The sequence below is a fragment of the Rania fehmarnensis genome (genome assembly GCF_056494185.1).
Genome location: NZ_CM151398.1, coordinates 4,929,268 through 4,949,379, shown reverse-complemented (window position 1 = coordinate 4,949,379; position 20,112 = coordinate 4,929,268). Strand labels below are relative to the sequence as shown.

The following is a 20,112-nucleotide window of genomic DNA, read 5'->3' as shown; positions in this document are numbered from 1 at the left end:
TGGCGACTTCGGCTACAAGACGCATCCAAAGTCTGGCGACTTCGGCTACAAAACGCATCCAAAGTCTGGCGACTTCGGCTACGGGTTTTGAAGGTTGGTGCCGGATCTGCTATGATGAAGGGCTCCTACCTGCCACATCCCTCCCCGCAATTCGGCTTGCCGCTACCGCCATCCAGCCCTGCGCACAGACCATCAGAAGGACTGCTGATATGCTCTGCACCTCCCGTTTGGAATCACTCTTAGCCTGCTCGCGTCGAATGACGGCAGGTGTGATGACCGTTTGGTTGTCGCTGGCGGTCGCTGTAGTTTCGGCTCAAGACGCACCGCAATTCACGCGGCTGGACGTCTTCCCAGCGAAGATCCAACTCGGCGATGCGCGGGCAGCCAATCAACTGGTCGTATCCGCCTATGATGCTGGCGGCAATGTGTACGATGTAACCGACAGTTGCCAGCTAGCCCTGGTCGATGCCAACGTTGCACAGCTCGAGCAGGGTCGCATTCAACCCAAAGCGGACGGTAAGACTCAACTCCAAGTGCGGTTGGGTGAACTGGTGACGCAGATCGATGTCGAAGTCGCGGGTGCTCAGAGTCCGCGACCGATTGCCTTCGAAAACGAAACCATGGTTGCTTTATCGAAACAGGGCTGCAATTCCGGCGCTTGCCATGGATCGCCTAGTGGCAAAGGTGGCTTTCGACTTTCTTTGCGCGCTTTTGATGTCCAACTCGATACGCTCACCCTCACTCAAGAAGAGTTTGGACGGCGATTGAACTTGATGGAACCCGAAAAGAGTATCTTGCTCGAAAAGCCGCTGATGATCGTGGCGCATGGTGGTGGTCAGCAACTACGCAAGTCGAACGTGGCCTACGGAGTATTGCGAGACTGGATCGCCGAGGGAGCCAAGCTTGATCCACCCGGCACTCCGCGCATTACCAAGGTGGAGATCTTTCCTAAAGAACGACGCGTGCTGCGGGCGCCATTTCACCGGCAACAGTTGGCCGTCATTGCTCATTACGCCGACGGACAAACGCGCGACGTCACGCGTTTGGCCGCTTACTCTAGTTCCAATATGAACGTAGCCACAGTCTCCGATGATGGACTTGTCAAAGCAACTCAGCGTGGCGAAGCAGCGATCTTGGTGCGAGTGCTTGAGCACATCGAGTCGCTGCCATTGATGTTCGTCGAGGATGTGCCGAACTTCAAATGGCCGGAGATTCCAGAGAGTGGTCGCTTGGACGAATTGGTCGATGCCAAGTTGCGACAACTCCAATACGTTCCGGCAGAACGTTGCAATGATGCGGAGTTCTTGCGCCGAGTCTCGTTGGATGTCACCGGCCTGTTACCGAGTTTAGCTGAGACCAAAGAGTTTCTCTCTAGCAATGATCCGCAGAAGAGAGCGAGGCTAGTCGATCGCTTATTAGAGAAGCCAGAATACGCCAAGTTCTGGGCGCTGAAATGGGGTGACTGGCTGCGACTGACCGGCAAGCGCATCGGTGACGAAGCGATCTACAAATATCATCGCTGGATCGAGAATGCGCTGGCGGAGAACATGCCTTACGATAAATTTGCATCGGAACTATTGGCTGCCAGCGGTAGTACGCTTTCCAATCCACCTGCCAATTTTTATCGCACCGCCGGTGATATGCATGAGTGCGTCGAGACGTTCTCGCAGTTGTTCTTGGGCGCCAGGCTGCAATGTGCCAAGTGCCACAATCATCCTTTTGAGCGTTGGACACAAGACAACTATTATGGATTGGCCGCGTTCTTTGACCGAGTGCAGCGCAAAAAGACTGCGCGGCCGGGCGAAATGTTTGTGTGGGTCAATGATTCGGGCGAAGTGACCCAGCCGCGAACTGGCCAAGCCGTCAAACCTTGGCTGCCGGTCGCTGGCTCGCAAGACATCGCTCCCACCGATGATCGACGCGCTACGTTGGTCAGTTGGCTTACACGCGTCGACAATCCCTACCTGGCCAAGATCGAAGTCAATCGCATTTGGGGCGAACTGTTTGCCCGCGGCATCGTTGACCCAATCGATGATTTTCGCGATTCGAATCCACCGTCCAATTCGGAACTCTTGGACTGGCTGACCGAACAGTTTGTTAGCAGTGGCTTTGACCGTAAACACGTGATGAAGTTGATCTTGAATAGTCGCACGTACCAAGCCAGCTATCGCACTTCCGAAAACAACCGCGATGACTTGCTGTACTTCTCGCATCAAGAGCCACGTTTGCTCAGTGCCGAACAACTGCTCGATGGGATCAATCATGTCACCGGTTTGAGCGATGCACTCGGCGGCTTACCCGACGGTACCAAAGCCACGCAGTTACCGGCTCCGGATTTAGTCAAGCTCGACTTCTTGAAAGTCTTTGGTCAACCGGAACGCTCGACGGTTTGCGCGTGCGAACGCACCTCGGAGTCGAACTTGGGAATGGCCATCGAGTTCTTCAATGGACCGTTCATACATCAAAAGCTGCGCAATGAAAACAATCGTTTTCGCAAAGCCATGGCGGCCGGCAAGTCGGACGAGGAGATCATCAAAGAACTCTACTTGCTCGCCGTTTGCCGCGAGCCCAGCGCTGCTGAGTTGGATGTCTCGATTAAACAGATCGCTCTTCGCGGCGACCGCGCCGCCGGGTTTGAAGATATCTGCTGGGCGCTACTCAACACCGATGAATTCCTGTTCCAGCACTAATGTCTCTTTTCGCTCCGCGAAAAGCGAGATCACTGTCTCCTTTCGCTCCGCGAAAGGCAAAAACCACCTACCCTCTCACGCCGTGCCAACAGTAATTTCCTTCGCCTTTCGCGGAGCGAAAGGAGACAATCATGCGTAACGCCATCCTAAGTCTCGTGGTCCTGACCTGCTTGACGTACTCAGCCTCAGCAGCGGCCGAGCCAGTTAGTTTTCGTAACCAAATTGCGCCGCTGCTGCTAGATAACTGCGCCAGTTGCCATGGTCCCAAAAAGGCCGAAGGCGGCTATCGGCTGGACTCGTTTGCGCAGCTGTCCAAGGCCGGTGATTCTGGAATTGTGCCGCTGACGATTGAAGGTGACCACAAACACAGTGAACTGGTGCGACGGTTGCAAACGGACAATGAATCCGAACGTATGCCGGCCGAGCGTGAGGCATTAACAGCTGAAGCCATTGAGTTGATTGCGCGGTGGCAATCCGAAGGCAGCGTTTATGACGGGGAAGATCCCAACATTCCGCTGTTTGAATTGGTACCGGCCCAGACCTATCCTGCTGCACCAGAAAAATATCGATCAGCGCTTCCCATCACAGCCCTGACATTTTCGCCCGACGGAACCCAACTGGTAGCCAGTGGTTATCACGAGCTAACTGTCTGGGAAGTAGCTAGTGGCAAGCTACTCAAACGTATCGGTAACTTGCCGCAAAGAATATTGAGCCTCGACTGGAGTGCGGATGGCCACACATTAGCAGTGGCCGGTGGTTCGCCCAGTCACATCGGTGAAGTGCGACTCGTGAATTGGGAAAGTGGCGCCGTCAGCCAGAGCTTTGGTCGAGCTGGTGATATAGTTCAATCAGTTCGTTACCAACCGGGCGGAACTTTGATCGCCACGGGAAACACCGATGGTACGCTGCGTTGGTATAACACGACGGATTTCAAACTAGTTCGCAGTGTGGCTAGTCATGCAGACATTGTGTACGACGTCGCCTGGAGTCGCGATGGCAAACGCTTGGCATCCGCCAGCCGCGACAAAACTGCCAAAGTATTCGTCATTGAATCTGCCGAACTAATTTCAACCTATTCAGCTCATGGTGAGGCGGTAACGGCCATTGTCTTGCAGGAAGGCGACAAGGAAGCGACTACTTTTGGCGCGGACCGCAAGATCCATCGTTGGCAGATCGAAGACGGCAAGAACTTGGCCAAAGTTGATCTGCCTGGTACGACCATGCGCGTGATCGTCGATGGTCCCAATGCGTGGCTGGTGGGCACCGACCGATCGGTACGTCAATTGGAATTAGCCACGAGCAAGCTTGTTCGCGAGCAGACAGGCCACACTGCCTGGTCGACCTCTGTGGCCGTGCATCCCTCAACCGCCCGCGTGGCCTCGGGCAGCTTGGATGGCGAAGTGCGCCTCTGGAACTCTGCTGATGGTGCCTTAGTCCATCACTGGATCGCTGTGCCCTAGTGCCGTTACTGACGCCTGCCCTATTTGGCGTGCTGAAGCGGTTAGCAGATCTCTTATTGAAACGCAGAGTGCGCAGAGCCCGCAGAGAAAAGTGCTCTTCTCTGCGATCCTCGGCGTCTCTGCGTTGTAACAAAAGGGGAAGCATCTAACCGCTTGCAATCTCTTGCGGCAGTGATTTTCTCGTAATCCGCCAATTAGCAGCTGGAACACCGTGCTGCTGTACAAATGGACTTTGGCTGCTCATAATACGCACGACCCCCGTTTAGTTTCGCATTCATATGAGTCTGTCTATCTCAAAATTGTTGGGGAGGTTTCTATGCGCCTGATGGGAAGGCTGCTACTGGCGGCGACGTTGGTTACAGGGTTGAACGTTTATGGACAGACACCTGAGCAAGTTGACATGGAGATGGTCAATAAGATCAAGGCCGAAGGTCTTGAGAAATCCAAGGTCATGGAAACCATCAGTTTCCTAACCGACGTGCATGGTCCACGCTTGACGGGTTCACCAATTACTAAAAAGGCAGGTGAGTGGACGTGCAAGCAACTAAGCGAATGGGGACTAGAAAGCGTCCACATGGAACCCTGGGGACCGTTTGGTACAGGCTGGACACTAGAAGCCTTCACCGCCAACCTGGTTGAACCCAGCTATTCAACTTTGATCGGTTATCCGAAAGCCTGGTCGCCCAGTACCCCTAAGACCATTCGTGGCGAACCAATCTACATCGAAGCGGAAAAGTCCGAAGATCTCGACAAGTATCGTGGCAAGCTGCATCGCGCAATTGTGCTCATTAGTCCGCCGCGCGAACTGAAGGCTCAGTTCGATCCGCCGGGCGCACGCAAGACCGATCAAGAATTGCTCGAACTGGCTAACTCAGATGGCGGTTCACGTCGGCGCGGAGCCGGCGGACCTGGTGGGCAAGGGCGCGCCGGTGGTCCAGGGCGCGCAGGTGGACCCGGTGCACAAGCAGCGGCTGGAACTCCGGGCGCTGCTGCAGCTGGCACCGCAGGCGATGCCACTCCCACCGCTCCTGCCACGCCTGGAGCCGCGGCAGCCAATGGTCAACCTCCGGCCAATGATCAACAATCAGAAATGCGTCGCTTTATGGAACAGAATCGCGGCAGCATGCAACTGCAAGCCGACAAGTGGCAGCTGGCCTACGACGAAGGCGCCGCTGTCGTGCTCGAACCTGGTCGTGGTGATGGCGGTACTGTCTTTGTGGCTTCGGTAACCATGCCGCGCAAAGCGGACGCTAATCGTGGCAGCGATTCACCATTCAGTCGTGGTCCTCGCCCTTGGGCTGCCGAAGAAAGCGAAATTCTGCCTCAAGTTGTCTTGTCAGCAGAACATTACAATCGCTTGGTTCGCTTGGTTCAAAAAGATGCGCATCCTGAAGTGGAAATCGACATCGCGACCCGTTTCCATAAAGATGATCCCAACACTTTCAATATCATCGCCGAAATTCCGGGCACGGATTTGAAGGACGAGATCGTCATGCTCGGCGCGCACTTCGACTCCTGGCACTCGGGTACTGGGGCGACCGATAACGCCGTCGGTTGTGGTGTGGCGCTTGAAGCCGTGCGCTTGCTAAAGGCCGTGGGTGCTCAGCCTCGGCGCACAGTGCGCATCGCCCTGTGGACCGGCGAAGAACAAGGTTTGCTGGGTTCTAAAGCTTATGTGACTGAGCATTTTGGTAAGTCACTGAGCCCGGGTGGCGGTGGTGAATTCCGTGGACCGCGTGGCGGCGGCGATGGCGAAGGTGGCGGACGTCGCGAACGGCCCAAGACCAAATACGAGTTGACCGCCGAACACGAAAAACTATCAGCCTATTTCAACCTCGATAACGGTACCGGTAAGATCCGCGGCATTCATTTGCAAGGCAATGAACAGCTGCGCTCCATCTTCCGATCCTGGCTATCTCCGTTCAGCGACATGGGCGCGTCGACGATCACGATCGCCGGCACTGGTGGTACCGACCACCTGTCCTTCGATTCCATTGGTCTACCTGGATTCCAGTTTATCCAAGACCAAATCGAATACGACACGCGTACGCACCACTCGAGCATGGACGTATACGAGCGCATTCAAGCTGATGATGTCAAACAGGCGTCGATCATCATGGCGACCTTTGTGTATCAAGCTGCGATGCGCGACGAGAAGCTACCACGCAAGCCGTTGGATGGTGAAGTTGTCACTCCAACTGCCGCACCTGTGGAAGCTGCCGCCGCTCCCGTTGAAGCCGCACCGGCGGAAGCCGCTGCTGCTACTGCAGGCGGTCAGTAGAACTACCGGTTTCTTCTAACGACTTAAAACTACTGCTGTTGAGTTCGAGCTCGGACTCAACAGCATTTTTTATTGGCCGAGGCTGATCCGGTATGCGACTGGATATTGTGCGCCCCATGACGTGTCCACCGATCACGCTGCCGTAGTACAACGGAGAAGCGTAACGAGTCGCGCCCACGCCCATGGCTGAGCCAACATAAGTCCCATAGGCCGGGTATAGCACATTGTAGGCCTCACGCTGTTCAGCCGGCGTACGATTCAATTCCATCCAGTCCAACGCATCTCCAGTGGCCAGCGATTCGTGAACCAGCGGCACCACAGGCAGCGCATACACAGCCGCATATGTGCCTTTGTACTTGCGGCGTCCGAAATCCTTGGCATGAGCTGCTTCGTGAATGGCAATTGCCGGGACATCGGAATAGAGGTGAATCGTATCCGTATACGGATTGTAATGGTCTCCACCAAAGACCCGTCCTGGGATGATCGTTTCATACAAAGTTGTGACGGCACCAAAGGTATATCGCCACGGCGCAGCCACGCGTTTGTTCTTGACTAGCCGTCGCCAATCATCGCCCGGAGCGTATTGATTGATACGCACGCGTGTGGTGTCCAGCGAGTTGGCGACCAGGTAGTCACTGATCGCTTCTTCAGTGCGCGGGCTGATGTTGTGGTTATCGATACGGCGGTTCCACAAAACGATCTTGCTCGGAATGCCCAGCACCCAGCCCACCGCATCGAGAACTTTGCGAGGCTGGCCGCGCTGGATTTGTGGACTACCATCGCGCAGTTGCTCGGACAATATCAATCGCGAGCCATCGATAGGACGTGGACGCAGCGGCGCACAGCCGATCGTCCAGCACAGCATCCAACAGACTACAAGCAGCTTCAATCGCATTGAGAGCACCCATTGCATGTTTCCGTAGCGGAAGCCGTCAAGGCTTTCGTCTTACGTCGATTGATCGAAACGCTTGACGCGTTCCGCTACCTGTTGGTAGCCGATCTTGCCAGAGATTGGAAGATCAAACGTGGCGCGTCCAAAGTCTGGCGACTTCGGCTACGGGGAGATTCGTAGCCGATCTCGCCAGAGATTGGAAGGATTGACGGTGACGCGTCCAAAGTCTGGCGACTTCGGCTACGGGGAGATTCGTAGCCGATCTCGCCAGAGATTGGAAGGATTGACGGTGACGCCTCCAAAGTCTGGCGACTTCGGCTACTGGGGAGATCCATCCGAGTTGCGGGCGGCGGCGATCAGGGCGGCGGCGCCTTGTGCTAGCATATCTTCAGCCAGTTGCTTTCCCAGGGCTACAGCGCGACTTTGGGCACCGCTGACCGAACCGGAGATGATTTGCGATCCGTCTAGTGCTAGCACTCGTGCGGTAAGGCTGATGTGGTCTTGGTGGGCTTGGCCGCGGGCGGCTACCGGGGCCAGGCAACCTGCCAGCAGAGAAAGTAACAAACTGCGTTCGGAAGCCACTTCGGCGTGCGAAGGCGCATGATCGAGCAGTTGTAGCGTCGCCAGGGTTGGATGGTCATCGGCTCGGCATTCTAAGCCCAGGGCGCCTTGGCCGACGGCGGGCAACACGCGATCTGGCGGAAGCACTTCCGTGATGCGGTCTTTCAATCCCAAACGTGTTAAGCCGGCGGCTGCCAAGACGATGGCATCGAAATCACCGGCGGCTAACTTGGACAAGCGTGTATCGACGTTGCCGCGAATGTCGAGGACTTCTACATCACTGCGCCAGTTGCGCAACTGAGCAGCCCGTCGCGAGCTGCCGGTGCCGATTTTAGCGCCGGCCGGTAGCCCCTCAAATGTTAATCCAGAGCTGCTAACCAGCACATCATCGGTCGTCTCGCGTTCAGGCACAGCGGCCAACACCAAGCCAGGGACTGGCAAAGTGGGTAGATCTTTCAAACTGTGCACTGCGACGTCGACACGGCCAGCCAGCAATTCGCGCTGGATCTCTTTGGTGAATAGTCCTTGACCACCAACCTGCGACAACGGTTGCGTGGAGATATCGCCATGGGTAGATATGATGTTCAACTGGACATCATGACCATGGGAGCGGAGGGCTGCCGCTACCCATTCGGCTTGCCACAGAGCCAACTTGCTACCGCGCGTTCCAATGCGAATTGTGGTCAAAGTGTGCTCGTCCTGGTTACAACTGGGCTAACGAACGTCAAAGTGAGCGTCTTGGCCGCGCAGTTTATCCCGAAAAATGGTAGGCTAGAAGGGCAGACGATCCGCAGCCATACTGATCCTAGGGCCGGATTGGCAACGTGCGTGCGTCGAGCCATTCACTTTCGGGGTAATGGAAACCCGCCAACGGCGTGTATGCTGTCGGTACGATGAATCGTCTTCTGAACTGAATTGTGGAGCCCTGGCGAGTGTCTAACACGGCCTACGATGCGACCGGCGAATCTTGCGAATCGTTGGCCGCCCGTTGTGAACAACTTGAACGCGAAGTTGCGGAATTACAGCGTCGTGTTCGTTTGTATGAAACAGTCGTCTCCAATACCGATGACTTTCTATACGTCTTTGATACAAATCATCGCTTTATCTATGCGAACAAAGCTCTGTTGACGGTGTGGGGCAGGAACTGGAACGAGGCCATTGGGCTGAATTGTCTGGAGCTGGGCTACGAACCCTGGCATGCGGAAATGCATAGCCGCGAAATCGAAAAGGTCATCGCCACGCGTCAACCAATTAAAGGCGAAGTGCCCTTCGCAGGCACGGCGGGTAGGCGGCTGTACGAATATATCTTTGTACCGGTCATCGATGCCGATGGTCATGTCGAAGCGATCGCTGGCAGTACGCGCGATGTCACCGACCGGCGCCATCAAGAAGACGTACTGCGGGAAAACGAAGATCGATTGCGCAAAATCTTCCAGCATGCCGGCACCGGTATTGCCATCACCGACATCCAAGGTCGTTTTGTGCAAGTCAACCCGGCTTATTGCCGCACGACGGGCTACGACGAGCAGTCACTGCAGAACGCAAGCTTACCAACACTCATTCACATTGATGATCGCAGCGCATACCTGAGCCTGGTAAGGCAACTGATTAGCGGTGCGATTCCATCGTTCGAATTCGAGCATCGCTACGTCCGTCGTGACCTTGAGTGTGTATGGGTACACAAGTTCGTCTCATTGCTGCGCGATGATACGCGGGGCACAGCCCACTTTATCGAATTGGTCACCGACATTACCGAGCGCAAAAAGGCTGAAGAGAAGCTCAGGAGCAGCGAGAGCTTTAATCGTTCGGTCATGGATGCCAGCGCTGACTGCATCAAGATTATGGATCCCAGTGGCCGACTGTTGAATGTGAATACGACTGGCCTGTGTCTGATGGAACTCGACAGTACCGACGAATTGCATGGACATCCCTGGGCCAAATTTTGGCCAGCGGATGCCTTGCCCGAAGTTCGTAATGCCATTGAGCATGCAGGTCGTGGTGAAACCTATCGCTTCACCGCTTTTCGACCGACGGCCAAAGGCACGCCCAAATGGTGGGACGTTCAGGTGTCGCCTGTGCGCGATAGCCAAGGTCATGTCGTACGTCTGATGAGCGTCTCACGCGATATCACCGAACGCAAGAATGCCGAAGAGCATCTGCGTCAGACGCAACGTTTGGCCGAAGCAGCCAATCGTGCCAAGAGCGATTTCCTGGCCAACATGAGCCACGAAATTCGCACACCCATGACCGCCATCTTGGGCTACTCCGACTTAATTGCCAATCGCTTGCAAGACCCCGATGACCTGCAGTGCATCGAGACGATTCGTAGTAACGGTCGCTTCTTGTTGGAAATCATCAACGACATACTCGACTTGTCGAAGATCGAAGCGGACAAGATGGAACTGGCGATGGAGCGCATCTCGCCCGAGCAAGTCGTTACCGATGTCGTTTCCTTGCTGGAAATGCGAGCTCAGGAAAAGAAGATCACTCTCGGCGCAGAGGTGGTCGATCAATTGCCTGAAACGATCCTGACCGACCCGGTGCGTTTGCGCCAAATCCTGCTGAACTTGTTGGGCAACGCCATCAAGTTTACTGAACAAGGTTCGGTGCGATTGACGGTTCGATTAAATGACGCTCGCGAGCGCATGGTCTTTGAAATCATTGACACCGGAATCGGTATTCATCCGGAACATCGCGTGCGGCTGTTCCAGCCATTCATGCAAGCCGACGCTTCGGTTACGCGTAATCACGGCGGCACTGGTTTGGGGCTAGCCATCTCTCGACGCCTGGCACTGCTGCTGGGCGGAGATCTTACTGTGCACAGTGAACCTGGCCAGGGCAGTATCTTTGCGGTGGAGATTGCTACGGGCAGCTTGCAGGGCGTACCACGTATCGACTCGCGACTTGCGCGTGCCGATCAATCGCCGGTGCGCACCGAAGGACCGTTGCCGACGATCAACTGCACGGCCCTAGTCGTCGATGATCGTCGCGAAGTCCGCTACCTTGCGCAGCATTTCATTGAAGAAGCTGGTGGTACAGTGGTCGTAGCACAAAACGGCGCAGAGGCCATCGACTTCGTTACCAGTCAACGCTCGGCGCCGATCGACTTGATCGTAATGGACATTTCCATGCCCATCATGGACGGTTACACCGCTGCCCGCCGCTTGCGGCAACTCGGCTTCACGCGCCCCATGATTGCCTTGACCGCCAACGCCATGCAAGGTGATCGTGAGAAATGCATCCAGGCCGGGTTCGACGACTACGCCACCAAGCCCCTTGACCGCCGCGCCCTAGTTGAAAAGATAAGTGATATGCTCAGGAAGTCTCAGGTGTGACATTGAGAGTCCGGACCTTTATTTTTTTACGGTTCCAAAATTGAACAAACTACTCGCCCTCTCGATTCTGTGCATCAGCCTTTTGCCTCTGGGCGAATCGATGTTGAGTGCGCAGGATGCCAAGCCACCGCAACCGACACGTCAGGAGGCCGAGCAGTTAGTGACCGATGGCGATCGACTGGCCGACCAGACCGATTACGCAGGGGCGCTCGAAAAATACACCGAGGCGTATCACGAAGTCGTCTCACGCATTCGCGGCCAACAGTTTACGCATCAAGTATTGCCCAAGCTGTTAACGCGAGCCGAGTTGGGTGAAGAAATGCTGCGGGTGATGGATCGCGAATACGACCAATCCGAGTGGGCTCTGATTGATTCCACCTACAAAGTGTTCGGACTGATGCCCAAGGATATGAGCTCCAAGGACTTGATGGCCAAACTCCTGACCGAAGAAGTCGCTGGGTTCTACGATCCTGACACCAAGCAAATGGTGCTCATTCGCGAAGATGGCGGCACTCAAAACCCGGGTTTCTTCGAACGTCTGCTCGGTGCCAAGTCAGCTTTTGACAAGCAAGAACAGAAGACTACTCTGGCCCACGAGATGACTCATGCCCTGCAAGATCAACTGTATGATTTGAAGAAGCTGCAGAAGTTGATCGAGAAAGATGATGATATGACGATGGCGTTTTCGGCGATTGTCGAAGGGGATGCCACCTTGCTGATGATGGCCGAGATGGATGGCGGCGGCAGCGACATTACCGAGTTGGATCCAGAAGTGATTCGATCGACATTTTCGCTGATGAGTTTTATGTTGCCCGTGGCCGGTGGGGCGACCTACCGCAAAGCTCCGCCCATATTTCGCGACTCGCTAATCTTTCCTTACTTCCAGGGCATGGTCTTCGCAGTCAGCGTGACCGGTAAACGCGGTTGGCCCGCGATGCACCAAGCCTACGCGGATTTGCCCACTAGCACCGAACAAATTCTACACCCAGACAAATACAATCTCAGCCCGCGTGATGTACCTCAGCGCGTGATCGTGCCTGAGCTAAACGGTGCCCTGCCGGCGGCCTGGAAACATCTGGGCGGCAACTGCCTGGGCGAGTTTCAAACGAGCATTCTCTTCAAGAAACTACGCTCAGCCAGGCGAGCTTCCGAAGGTTGGGATGGCGATCGGTACGAAGTTTTTCAAAAAGATGATGGTCGACTGGCGCTGGTTTGGGTTAGTGTCTGGGACACCGCTCAAGACGCTCAAGAATTTGCCAAGAGTTACAAACAACTCCGGCAACCTGCCAGCTCTGCGGCCAGCCCGAGCGAGACACAAGAAACTGATGTCACCGGCGCAGATTCTGTTGCGGATTCAACTGAACAGCCAAAGAGTGAGACCTCGGCAACCCAGACCGGTGGCGGCGAGATTGTGTTGGGTAGCCAGCTAGTTGTTGAAGTTCATGAGGATCGCGTCTGGGTTATCGAAGGCTTCCACGCCGATGAAACAAAGGCAATTGCAGGGCGACTGCCGGAAACCCGGTACGAGCCCAAACTGTTTCCTGAACATTAATTTAGGTCAAAAACCGGTCAGAATGCTGGCATTTCAGCGTTTCCGGACTTGCAGCGGCCTTCTTTTGCTGCCCAAAATAAAGGGTGAGGCACAAAAGCGCGTGCCCGAAAGAAAGTAGAACGGCTCTCCAGGGCCGTTCAAACAAGAAAGTAGAACGGCTCTCCAGGGCCGTTCAAACAAGAAAGTAGAACGGCTCTCCAGGGCCGTTCAAAAACAACAGCGGCCGATCCCGCCTTAAAAAATGAAACAGTAACAGGTAGCTGACGCGCCAGCGGACAGTGAACTGCCTATCGATGACGCGGTCAACCTTATGTGGTCCTGCTAAGCGATAGATCCATCCCACCTTACCACCTTCCTACCTTGCATTGATACGGACTCACCATGCTCACCATTCTCGGTGGTCGTCAGCGATTGTGCGATGGCATTACGCGTCGCAGCTTTCTGAAGATCGGCGGATTGAGCTTTGGCGCAGGCGGATTGGGGCTTGCCAATATCCTTCGCGCACAAGCCGCCAGCGGCAACGCTGGAAGTAGCCACAAAGCCATCATCAATATCTTCTTGGGTGGCGGACCTCCGCACCAAGATATGTGGGAGATCAAGACCGAAGCCCCCAGCGAGATTCGCGGCGAGTTTCGTCCGATCAACACCAGCGTGCCCGGCATCCAGATCTGCGAAGTCTTTCCGCAACTGGCGCAGCTGATGCACAAGTCGGTCGTTATTCGTTCCGTGGTTGGGTGCAAAGATCGACACGAGTCCTTCCAGTGCATGAGCGGCTGGTTCCCCGATGACCTGCGGGCCGTCGGCGGTCGTCCTTCGATCGGATCAGCCGTATCCAAGCTGTACGGACCGGTCCATCCAGCCGTACCACCCTTTGTAGGCTTGGCTGATAAGACGCAGCACATGCCCTGGTCGGAATCAGGTCAACCAGGGTTCCTGGGCGCAGCCTATTCGCCCTTCAAGCCCGACGGACCTGGCATGGATAACATGAAGCTCAACGGTATCTCGCTGGATCGATTGCAAGATCGCAAGCAGTTACTATCTAGTCTTGATAACTTGAAGCGTGACATCGACAATACGGGTTCGATGGAAGGCCTCGATGTCTTCGGCCAGCAAGCACTCGATGTGCTGACCAGCAGCAAACTGCTGGATGCCTTGGACCTCTCTAAAGAAGACCCCAAAATTGTCGAACGTTACGGCGATGGCAAACCTTACAAGTATCAGTACGACGGCGCTCCGACCTGTAACGACCATCTTTTGATCGCTCGACGTCTGATCGAAGCCGGCGTGCGGGTAGTCAGTCTGAGCTATGGTCGTTGGGATAGTCATGGTCAGAATTTCGATTTGGTGCGCGACCACGGTGGCAAACTGGATCAATGTTTGAGCGCCTTGATCGAGGACCTCGACTCGCGCGGCATGCTCGATGATGTCTCGATTGTCGTGTGGGGTGAGTTCGGACGAACTCCGAAAATCAACAACGGCGCCGGTCGCGATCACTGGTCCAAAGTCAGCTGTGCTTTTATGGCGGGTGGCGGTATTCGTGCCGGCCAGGCCATTGGAGCGACCAATCGACTCGGTGAATACGCCGTTGAACGTCCGGTACGTCAACAAGAAATCATTGCGACTCTGTACAACAATCTCGGCATTGATGTGGCTACCACCACGCTGCCCGATCCTGTAGGCAGACCGCAGTATTTGATTGAAGACGTGCCGATTGCTGAATTGATTTAGGTTAGGCTCGCTGTTGACTGCCCTGCCATTCCCACCGTTTGCTTCCCGCTCGCTTCTACAACAAATTTCCCGCCAGTGATTGTACGGTTCCTTATGCCACGACGATTTGCTTCGACATGGAATGTTTGCCTGACCCTGGCCATGCTGGTACCAGCTTGCAGCGCCTACGCTGTCGAGCCGACCAAGAGTGTGCCCACGTTGGGTATCGCGACTGAACTATTGGGTTCGGTCAAGGAACTGCGCATCGAGAATACGGTGGCAGGCGAAGGTGGCGTACCCACCATTGTCTTATCAGGCAGCGACGCGCGAGCCCAGTTGTTGATCACGGGAATAGTGCAAGGCGCCGCAGACAAGCGATCGGAAGTCGATGTTACTCGCCAAGTGGCTTTCTCGGCCGCTCCGGCAGGTGTTCTCGATATCTCGAGCGATGGTCTGATGAAGCCGCTGGCGGGCGGCCAAGTGACCCTGAACGTGAGCTTGCCCAATGGCGTGGCCGGTAACGTTGCGGTAGTTGTCAAAGGCTTTGATGATCATCCAACTGTAAACTTTCCGAATCAGATCATTCCGATCTTTACCAAGTACGGCTGCAATGGCGGTGGATGCCATGGCAAAGCGGCTGGTCAAAACGGCTTCAAACTTTCCCTCTTGGGCTTCGAACCCAAAGAAGACTTTGAACACCTGGTGGTTGAATCGCGCGGCCGCCGCCTGTTCCCCGCCGCCCCCGAGCGTAGCTTGCTATTGACCAAAGCCATAAACGAAGTCCCACACGGTGGTGGTCAGCGAATTGAAAAAGATTCGCACGAGTATCGTCTGCTGTCGCGCTGGATTGCCCAAGGCATGCCATATGGCAGCGACAAAGATCCTGTGCTGGCATCGATTACCATCAATCCCACCCAGCGACTATTGGCCAAGCAGGCTTCGCAACAGTTAGCAGTGATCGCTACATACTCCGATGGCTCGACGGAAGATATCACGCGCACGGTTCAATATGAATCGAACAACATGGACATGGCCAATGTCACGCCCACTGGCTTGGTTACCTCATCCACCGGCGCTGGCGATGTGGCCGTGATGGCTCGCTATCAAGGTCGTGTAGCAGTCTTCCGAGCTAGTTTGCCGCAAGGGGCTGAGATCGCCCAGTGGCCGACACCGCACAACTACGTGGACGAACCCGTGTTGGCCAAGCTGAAGACGCTCGGCATACCCATGACGCCACTGTGCAGCGACACCGATTTTCTACGGCGCGTAACGGTGGATATCACCGGACGCTTGCCGACCTTAGAAGAGACACGCACTTTTATTGACGATCCCGCGACCGACAAACGTGCCAAGCTAGTGGATCGTTTGTTGGATTCCCCGGACTACGCCGAGCATTTCGCGCTCAAGTGGAATGCCATTCTGCGCAATCGCCGCATCAGCCCTGGTCATCAAGTCGGTAGCTTTGCATTCCATCAGTGGATTCGAGAGAGCTTCGAACAGAACAAGCCGTATGACCAGTTTGTGCGCGAGATCATCACTGCTTCGGGCAGTCCCGAAACCAATCCTCCAGTGGCCTGGTATCGCGAAGTTGCCAATACTGAAGCCCGCACCGAAGACGCCGCACAGTTGTTCCTCGGTCAGCGTTTGCAATGTGCACGCTGCCATCATCATCCGTTCGAGAAATGGGCGCAAGATGATTACTATCACTTCGCCGCCTTCTTCGCCAACGTCGCCACCAAACCAGGTTCGACACCGGAGCAACCGGTATTTGTCAGTCGCGGCGGTTCGCCTCGCGCTAGTAATCCCAAGAATGGTAAAGCTCTTGAACCGGCTGGACTGGATGCCGAGCCTTTGACTGGAGAGGTGCAAGGCGATCCACGAGTGAAGCTGGCTGACTGGATGACCAGTCCTGACAATCCATTCCTGTCGCGCATGTACGTCAACCGCATGTGGAAGCACTTTTTTGCGCGGGCGCTGGTTGAACCCGAAGACGACATGCGCGTCACCAACCCAGCCTCCAATGAAGAACTGTTTGATGCGCTCGCCAAACATTTCGTTGAATCCAAGTTTGATATGAAGGGTCTGCTGCGCGATATTTGCAACTCGCGCACCTATCAATCGGCTTCGGATGTGGGCGAACAGAACGCCTCGGATCAAACGGCATACTCTCGTTATTATCCCAAGCGTCTAACGGCCGAAGTTTTGTTGGATGCCATCGATCGAGTCTCGGGCACCACGACCGGCTTTGCCGGTATGCCTTCAGGCACACGCGCCGTTAGTTTACCGGACACCGGTTTCAACTCGTACTTTTTGACTGTCTTTGGACGACCTGAGTCGACCACTGCATGTGAATGCGAGCGCGTGCAGACCGCCAATCTTGCACAGAGTTTGCACTTGCTCAATTCGAAAGAGGTCCAAGCCAAGTTAGCGGACGACAAAGGTCGAGCGGCAATGTTAGCAGCAGAGACCAGTCGTACGGCTGCGGAAAAAGTTGAAGAGCTGTATCTGCTGGCCATGTCGCGTAGGCCTACAGCCGAAGAGACCCACACTGCAATCGCATATCTTGAAAAGAAGAAAGACAACCCCCGCGCCGCCTTCGAAGACCTGATCTGGGCAGTGATTAACAGCAAAGAGTTCTTGTTCAATCATTAGTGCAGTAGAGCAGCTGTCCCCAGCTGCTCAGCACCCTCTAACCAAAGATTCTTCACACCGCCTGTCCGCGATGGTGATCGTGAAAGCTGTAGAGCAGCTGTCCCCAGCTGCTCAGCACCCTTTAACCAAAGTGTCTTCACACCGCCTGTCCTCGATGTAGAGCAGCTGTCACAGCAGCTCCGAACCCTCTAACCACAGTGTCTTCACACCCAATGTCGGTGATGGCGACTGTGCAAGATGAATAGGACTCTCGGTCGGATGAGATAACGGTTAGTGGGTTCCAAGCGGCTGGGGACAGCCGCTCTACAACGTCGAGACAACGGTTAGAGGGTTCCAAGCGGCTGGGGACAGCCGCTCTACAACTGCCCCTTGCCTGTTTAATTTGCATGCCCAGCTGACTATAATTCAGGTACTACTCACCCGCCGCTACGTGCGTCGGTACTCCCGCCTTTAACATCCTGCCTGATCCAATGTTGTATGGAATGAAATTCGGCCGCTGGCTGTGCGCGGCGATCTTGGCTATTGGCCTGGGCGACTTCGCACTTGGCCAGCTACCAGTTACCCAACTTCGCACGCTGTATCCACCAGCCGCACAGATCGGCGCGACGACATCGGTCGAAGTGCTCGGTTCGGCTCCGCTGGAGGATGTCGAGCGGTTGGTGTTTTCTAATCCTGGCCTGAGCGCCAACCTGGTGGCTGGTGAAAGCCAACCGATCACGGGTGAAACTCAACCGGCCTACGGCAAATTCACGCTCAGCGTGGCCAGCGATTTGGCACCGGGCTTCTATGAGGCTTGGGCGATTGGCCGTCATGGGGCTTCGTTTCCTAGAGTCTTTTGGGCTGCTCCCAAACCAATTGTGGTTGCGCCGCAGCCCGCCAATGAAGCGGGACCCTATCCGGCTTTGGCCCTCGATAGCATCGTCGTCGATCGTTATGCGGCGGCAAGGGTGCAACGTTACGAATTGCCACTGACAGCCGGCCAACGCGTGCGTGTGAACGTACTGGATGCCAGGCTGGATTCGCGTGCTCTATCGAACCTGCGTGTCTTGGCACCAAGCGGACGCTTGATCGCTACTGCACGCAGCGAAGGTACTAGCGGAGCGTTTGCCGAGATCGTGGCAGAAGTGAATGGCAACTATCGTATTGAACTGCGCGATGCAGTCTATCGTGGAGGCGACGAATTCTTTTATGCAGTGTTCGTCGAACCGGCCGAGTCGCGCATGGTCGAGCCTGCCAAAGCGGAGTGGAGCGAACGCGCTCAGTTGCTCAGCGCCATGAAGCCACCAGCTGGCCAACTGACACCTGCGCAGAGTCTAGCTGCGGCCGCGCTCGGTCGCTGGCTGGCTGCCGAAAGCAATTTCTATTCATTATCCGCGCCGCGTGCGGAACCACTCGAGGTTACGTTGCCCTGTATTGTGCATGGATCCTTCAGCGCTTCACCAGCGGGCGAATCATTTCAGTTCAGCGCCAAGAAGGGCGAAGTCTATTGGTTCGATGTGGCTTCCGACAGTCTAGGTGAAAGCACTGATCCGATTTTGAGCATATGGAAAGTGACGCCAGGTGAGGGCGCTCCGCAACTGAGTCGACTGATCGAACAAGATGATGTGCCTGCCAACGGTACTCCGCCTTTTCGCATCGCACGCCGCGATCCTTCGCAGCGCTGGGACGCACCGGAAGATGCTGTCTATCGTGTGCAAGTACGTGATCAACTGGCAACCTCGAGCGCTACGGCTAGCAAGAAATACATCTTGGCTGTGCGCAAGCCACAACCGGCCCTCGATTTGTTGGCCGCTTGGGCTTATCCCATCAACACTGCACCTGCCTCCCGGCCGATCGGTAACAACTTACTGATCGGCGGTTCGGTGGCAATTCGCGTCATCGCGGTGCGGAGCGACGGCCTGGCAGGACCCATCGAAGTATCATGCGAAGGCTTACCGGCCGGCGTGATCGCTCCCCCGATCATCATTCCGGCTGATCGCGATGAAGGTCATCTGATCCTTTCGTGTCCCGCGCAAACACCTAACGCAGCTGTGCCACTAAAGATTGTCGGCAAAGTACTAAATGAAGCCAACCCACTGCAAGTCGAAGCCCTGTCGGCAGCACTGACGTGGGAGGCTATTCCAAGTTGGAATACGATTACTGGCCGGGTCAGCGGGCAATTGATGTTGTTCGTCAATGACAAGGATAGCGTACCAGTGACCTATCAAGTGGGGACTGATGCGCCGTTGGTCATGGCGCGCGGCGGCAAGCTTCCAATTCCTATAACCGTTACTCGTAGACCGGGCGGCGCGGATAAAGCTGTCTTACGTGCGCAAGGTTTACCGCCCAAGTGTACCTTGGCCGATGTCACGATCGAAGGCAACGTCAATGAATCCAAACCCGAGATGGTCATCGCCGCTGACGCACCACTCGGACAGTGGAGTGTCTGGTTCCAGACCGAAACGAAAGTAAAATTCCGCAACAACCCTCAAGCCCTCGAGCGGGCGGAAGCGACCAAAGCAGCCTTGGAGAAAGTCCAAGCCGATCCGGCGCGGGCAGCGGAGAAAGACGCTGTAGCCGCCGCGCTGAAGACGGTTACCGATCGCGTCACGCAACTGAAAGATCAAACCGGCGAGAAGGATATCGCCGTGTTCCTGCCTACCAATTCATTGCGCGTGGTCATTGTGGATGCACCGCTGGAACCGACCGCTGCCTGGCGCATCGAAGCCAAACGCGGTACCGAGTCTGATCACGTCCTGGCGATCAAGCGACTGTTTGGACTCGATTCGCCAATCGACATAAAACTCGAACCAGCTTCGGCCGGAGTGGAACTGGCCGCTCCGCCAATAGCCACCGGCATGGATCAAACACTATCTCACATGAAACTGGCCGCCGACGCCGCCATTGGCGAGCGCCCGTTGACATTGAAGGTCAGTTACAAATTCAACAACCAAGATCTAAGCGCCAACCTACCGTTGGTATTGGTGATAACGGAATAGAATT

The 20,112-nt window shown here is 55.5% G+C and carries 10 protein-coding genes; 8 read left to right on the top strand and 2 right to left on the bottom strand.

Features of this window, described 5'->3' with window-relative positions:
- The first annotated feature begins 209 nt into the window (after nucleotides 1–209).
- The 3 genes from SH573x_RS16725 (at nucleotide 210) to SH573x_RS16715 (ending at nucleotide 6,431) form a co-directional block, all read left to right on the top strand.
- Nucleotides 210–2,690 carry a DUF1549 domain-containing protein gene (locus tag SH573x_RS16725; protein WP_479348766.1) on the top strand — a complete coding sequence of 827 codons (2,481 nt, stop codon included), beginning with the start codon at nucleotides 210–212 and terminating at the stop codon, nucleotides 2,688–2,690.
- A gap of 131 nt (nucleotides 2,691–2,821) precedes the next feature.
- The gene (locus SH573x_RS16720; protein WP_479348765.1) at nucleotides 2,822–4,150 is read left to right on the top strand and encodes a c-type cytochrome domain-containing protein; all 1,329 of its coding nucleotides are present in this window, start codon (nucleotides 2,822–2,824) and stop codon (nucleotides 4,148–4,150) included.
- 316 nt (nucleotides 4,151–4,466) lie between these two features.
- A complete protein-coding gene (locus tag SH573x_RS16715; protein ID WP_479348764.1) occupies nucleotides 4,467–6,431 on the top strand; it encodes a M20/M25/M40 family metallo-hydrolase in 1,965 nt (654 codons plus the stop codon).
- Here the strand turns inward: SH573x_RS16715 and SH573x_RS16710 are convergent.
- Nucleotides 6,412–7,326 carry a hypothetical protein gene (locus SH573x_RS16710; RefSeq protein ID WP_479348763.1) on the bottom strand — a complete coding sequence of 305 codons (915 nt, stop codon included), beginning with the start codon at nucleotides 7,324–7,326 and terminating at the stop codon, nucleotides 6,412–6,414. The two genes, SH573x_RS16715 and SH573x_RS16710, sit on opposite strands and share 20 nt — an antisense overlap.
- 315 nt (nucleotides 7,327–7,641) lie before the next feature.
- Nucleotides 7,642–8,571 (bottom strand): hydroxymethylbilane synthase, encoded by a 930-nt coding sequence (gene hemC, locus SH573x_RS16705; RefSeq protein ID WP_479348762.1) that lies wholly within the window; start codon nucleotides 8,569–8,571, stop codon nucleotides 7,642–7,644.
- Between the two features lie 245 nt (nucleotides 8,572–8,816).
- Here hemC and SH573x_RS16700 point away from each other — a divergent pair, with 245 nt between their 5' ends.
- The 5 genes from SH573x_RS16700 to SH573x_RS16680 all read left to right on the top strand — a co-directional run bounded on the left by SH573x_RS16700 (nucleotide 8,817) and on the right by SH573x_RS16680 (nucleotide 20,108).
- Complete coding sequence (locus SH573x_RS16700) at nucleotides 8,817–11,219, top strand: PAS domain S-box protein (RefSeq protein WP_479348761.1); 2,403 nt, start codon at nucleotides 8,817–8,819, stop codon at nucleotides 11,217–11,219.
- 40 nt (nucleotides 11,220–11,259) lie between these two features.
- On the top strand, nucleotides 11,260–12,771 hold the full coding sequence (locus SH573x_RS16695; protein WP_479348760.1) for a hypothetical protein: 1,512 nt from the start codon (nucleotides 11,260–11,262) through the stop codon (nucleotides 12,769–12,771).
- A 381-nt stretch (nucleotides 12,772–13,152) separates the two neighbouring features.
- Nucleotides 13,153–14,499, top strand: coding sequence for a DUF1501 domain-containing protein (locus SH573x_RS16690; protein ID WP_479348759.1), 1,347 nt, complete (start codon nucleotides 13,153–13,155; stop codon nucleotides 14,497–14,499).
- 93 nt (nucleotides 14,500–14,592) lie between these two features.
- Nucleotides 14,593–17,130 (top strand): DUF1549 domain-containing protein, encoded by a 2,538-nt coding sequence (locus SH573x_RS16685; protein ID WP_479348758.1) that lies wholly within the window; start codon nucleotides 14,593–14,595, stop codon nucleotides 17,128–17,130.
- A 482-nt stretch (nucleotides 17,131–17,612) separates the two neighbouring features.
- Entirely contained in the window at nucleotides 17,613–20,108 is a 2,496-nt protein-coding gene (locus SH573x_RS16680) for a hypothetical protein (protein WP_479348757.1), read from the top strand.
- The last annotated feature ends 4 nt before the right edge of the window (nucleotides 20,109–20,112 follow it).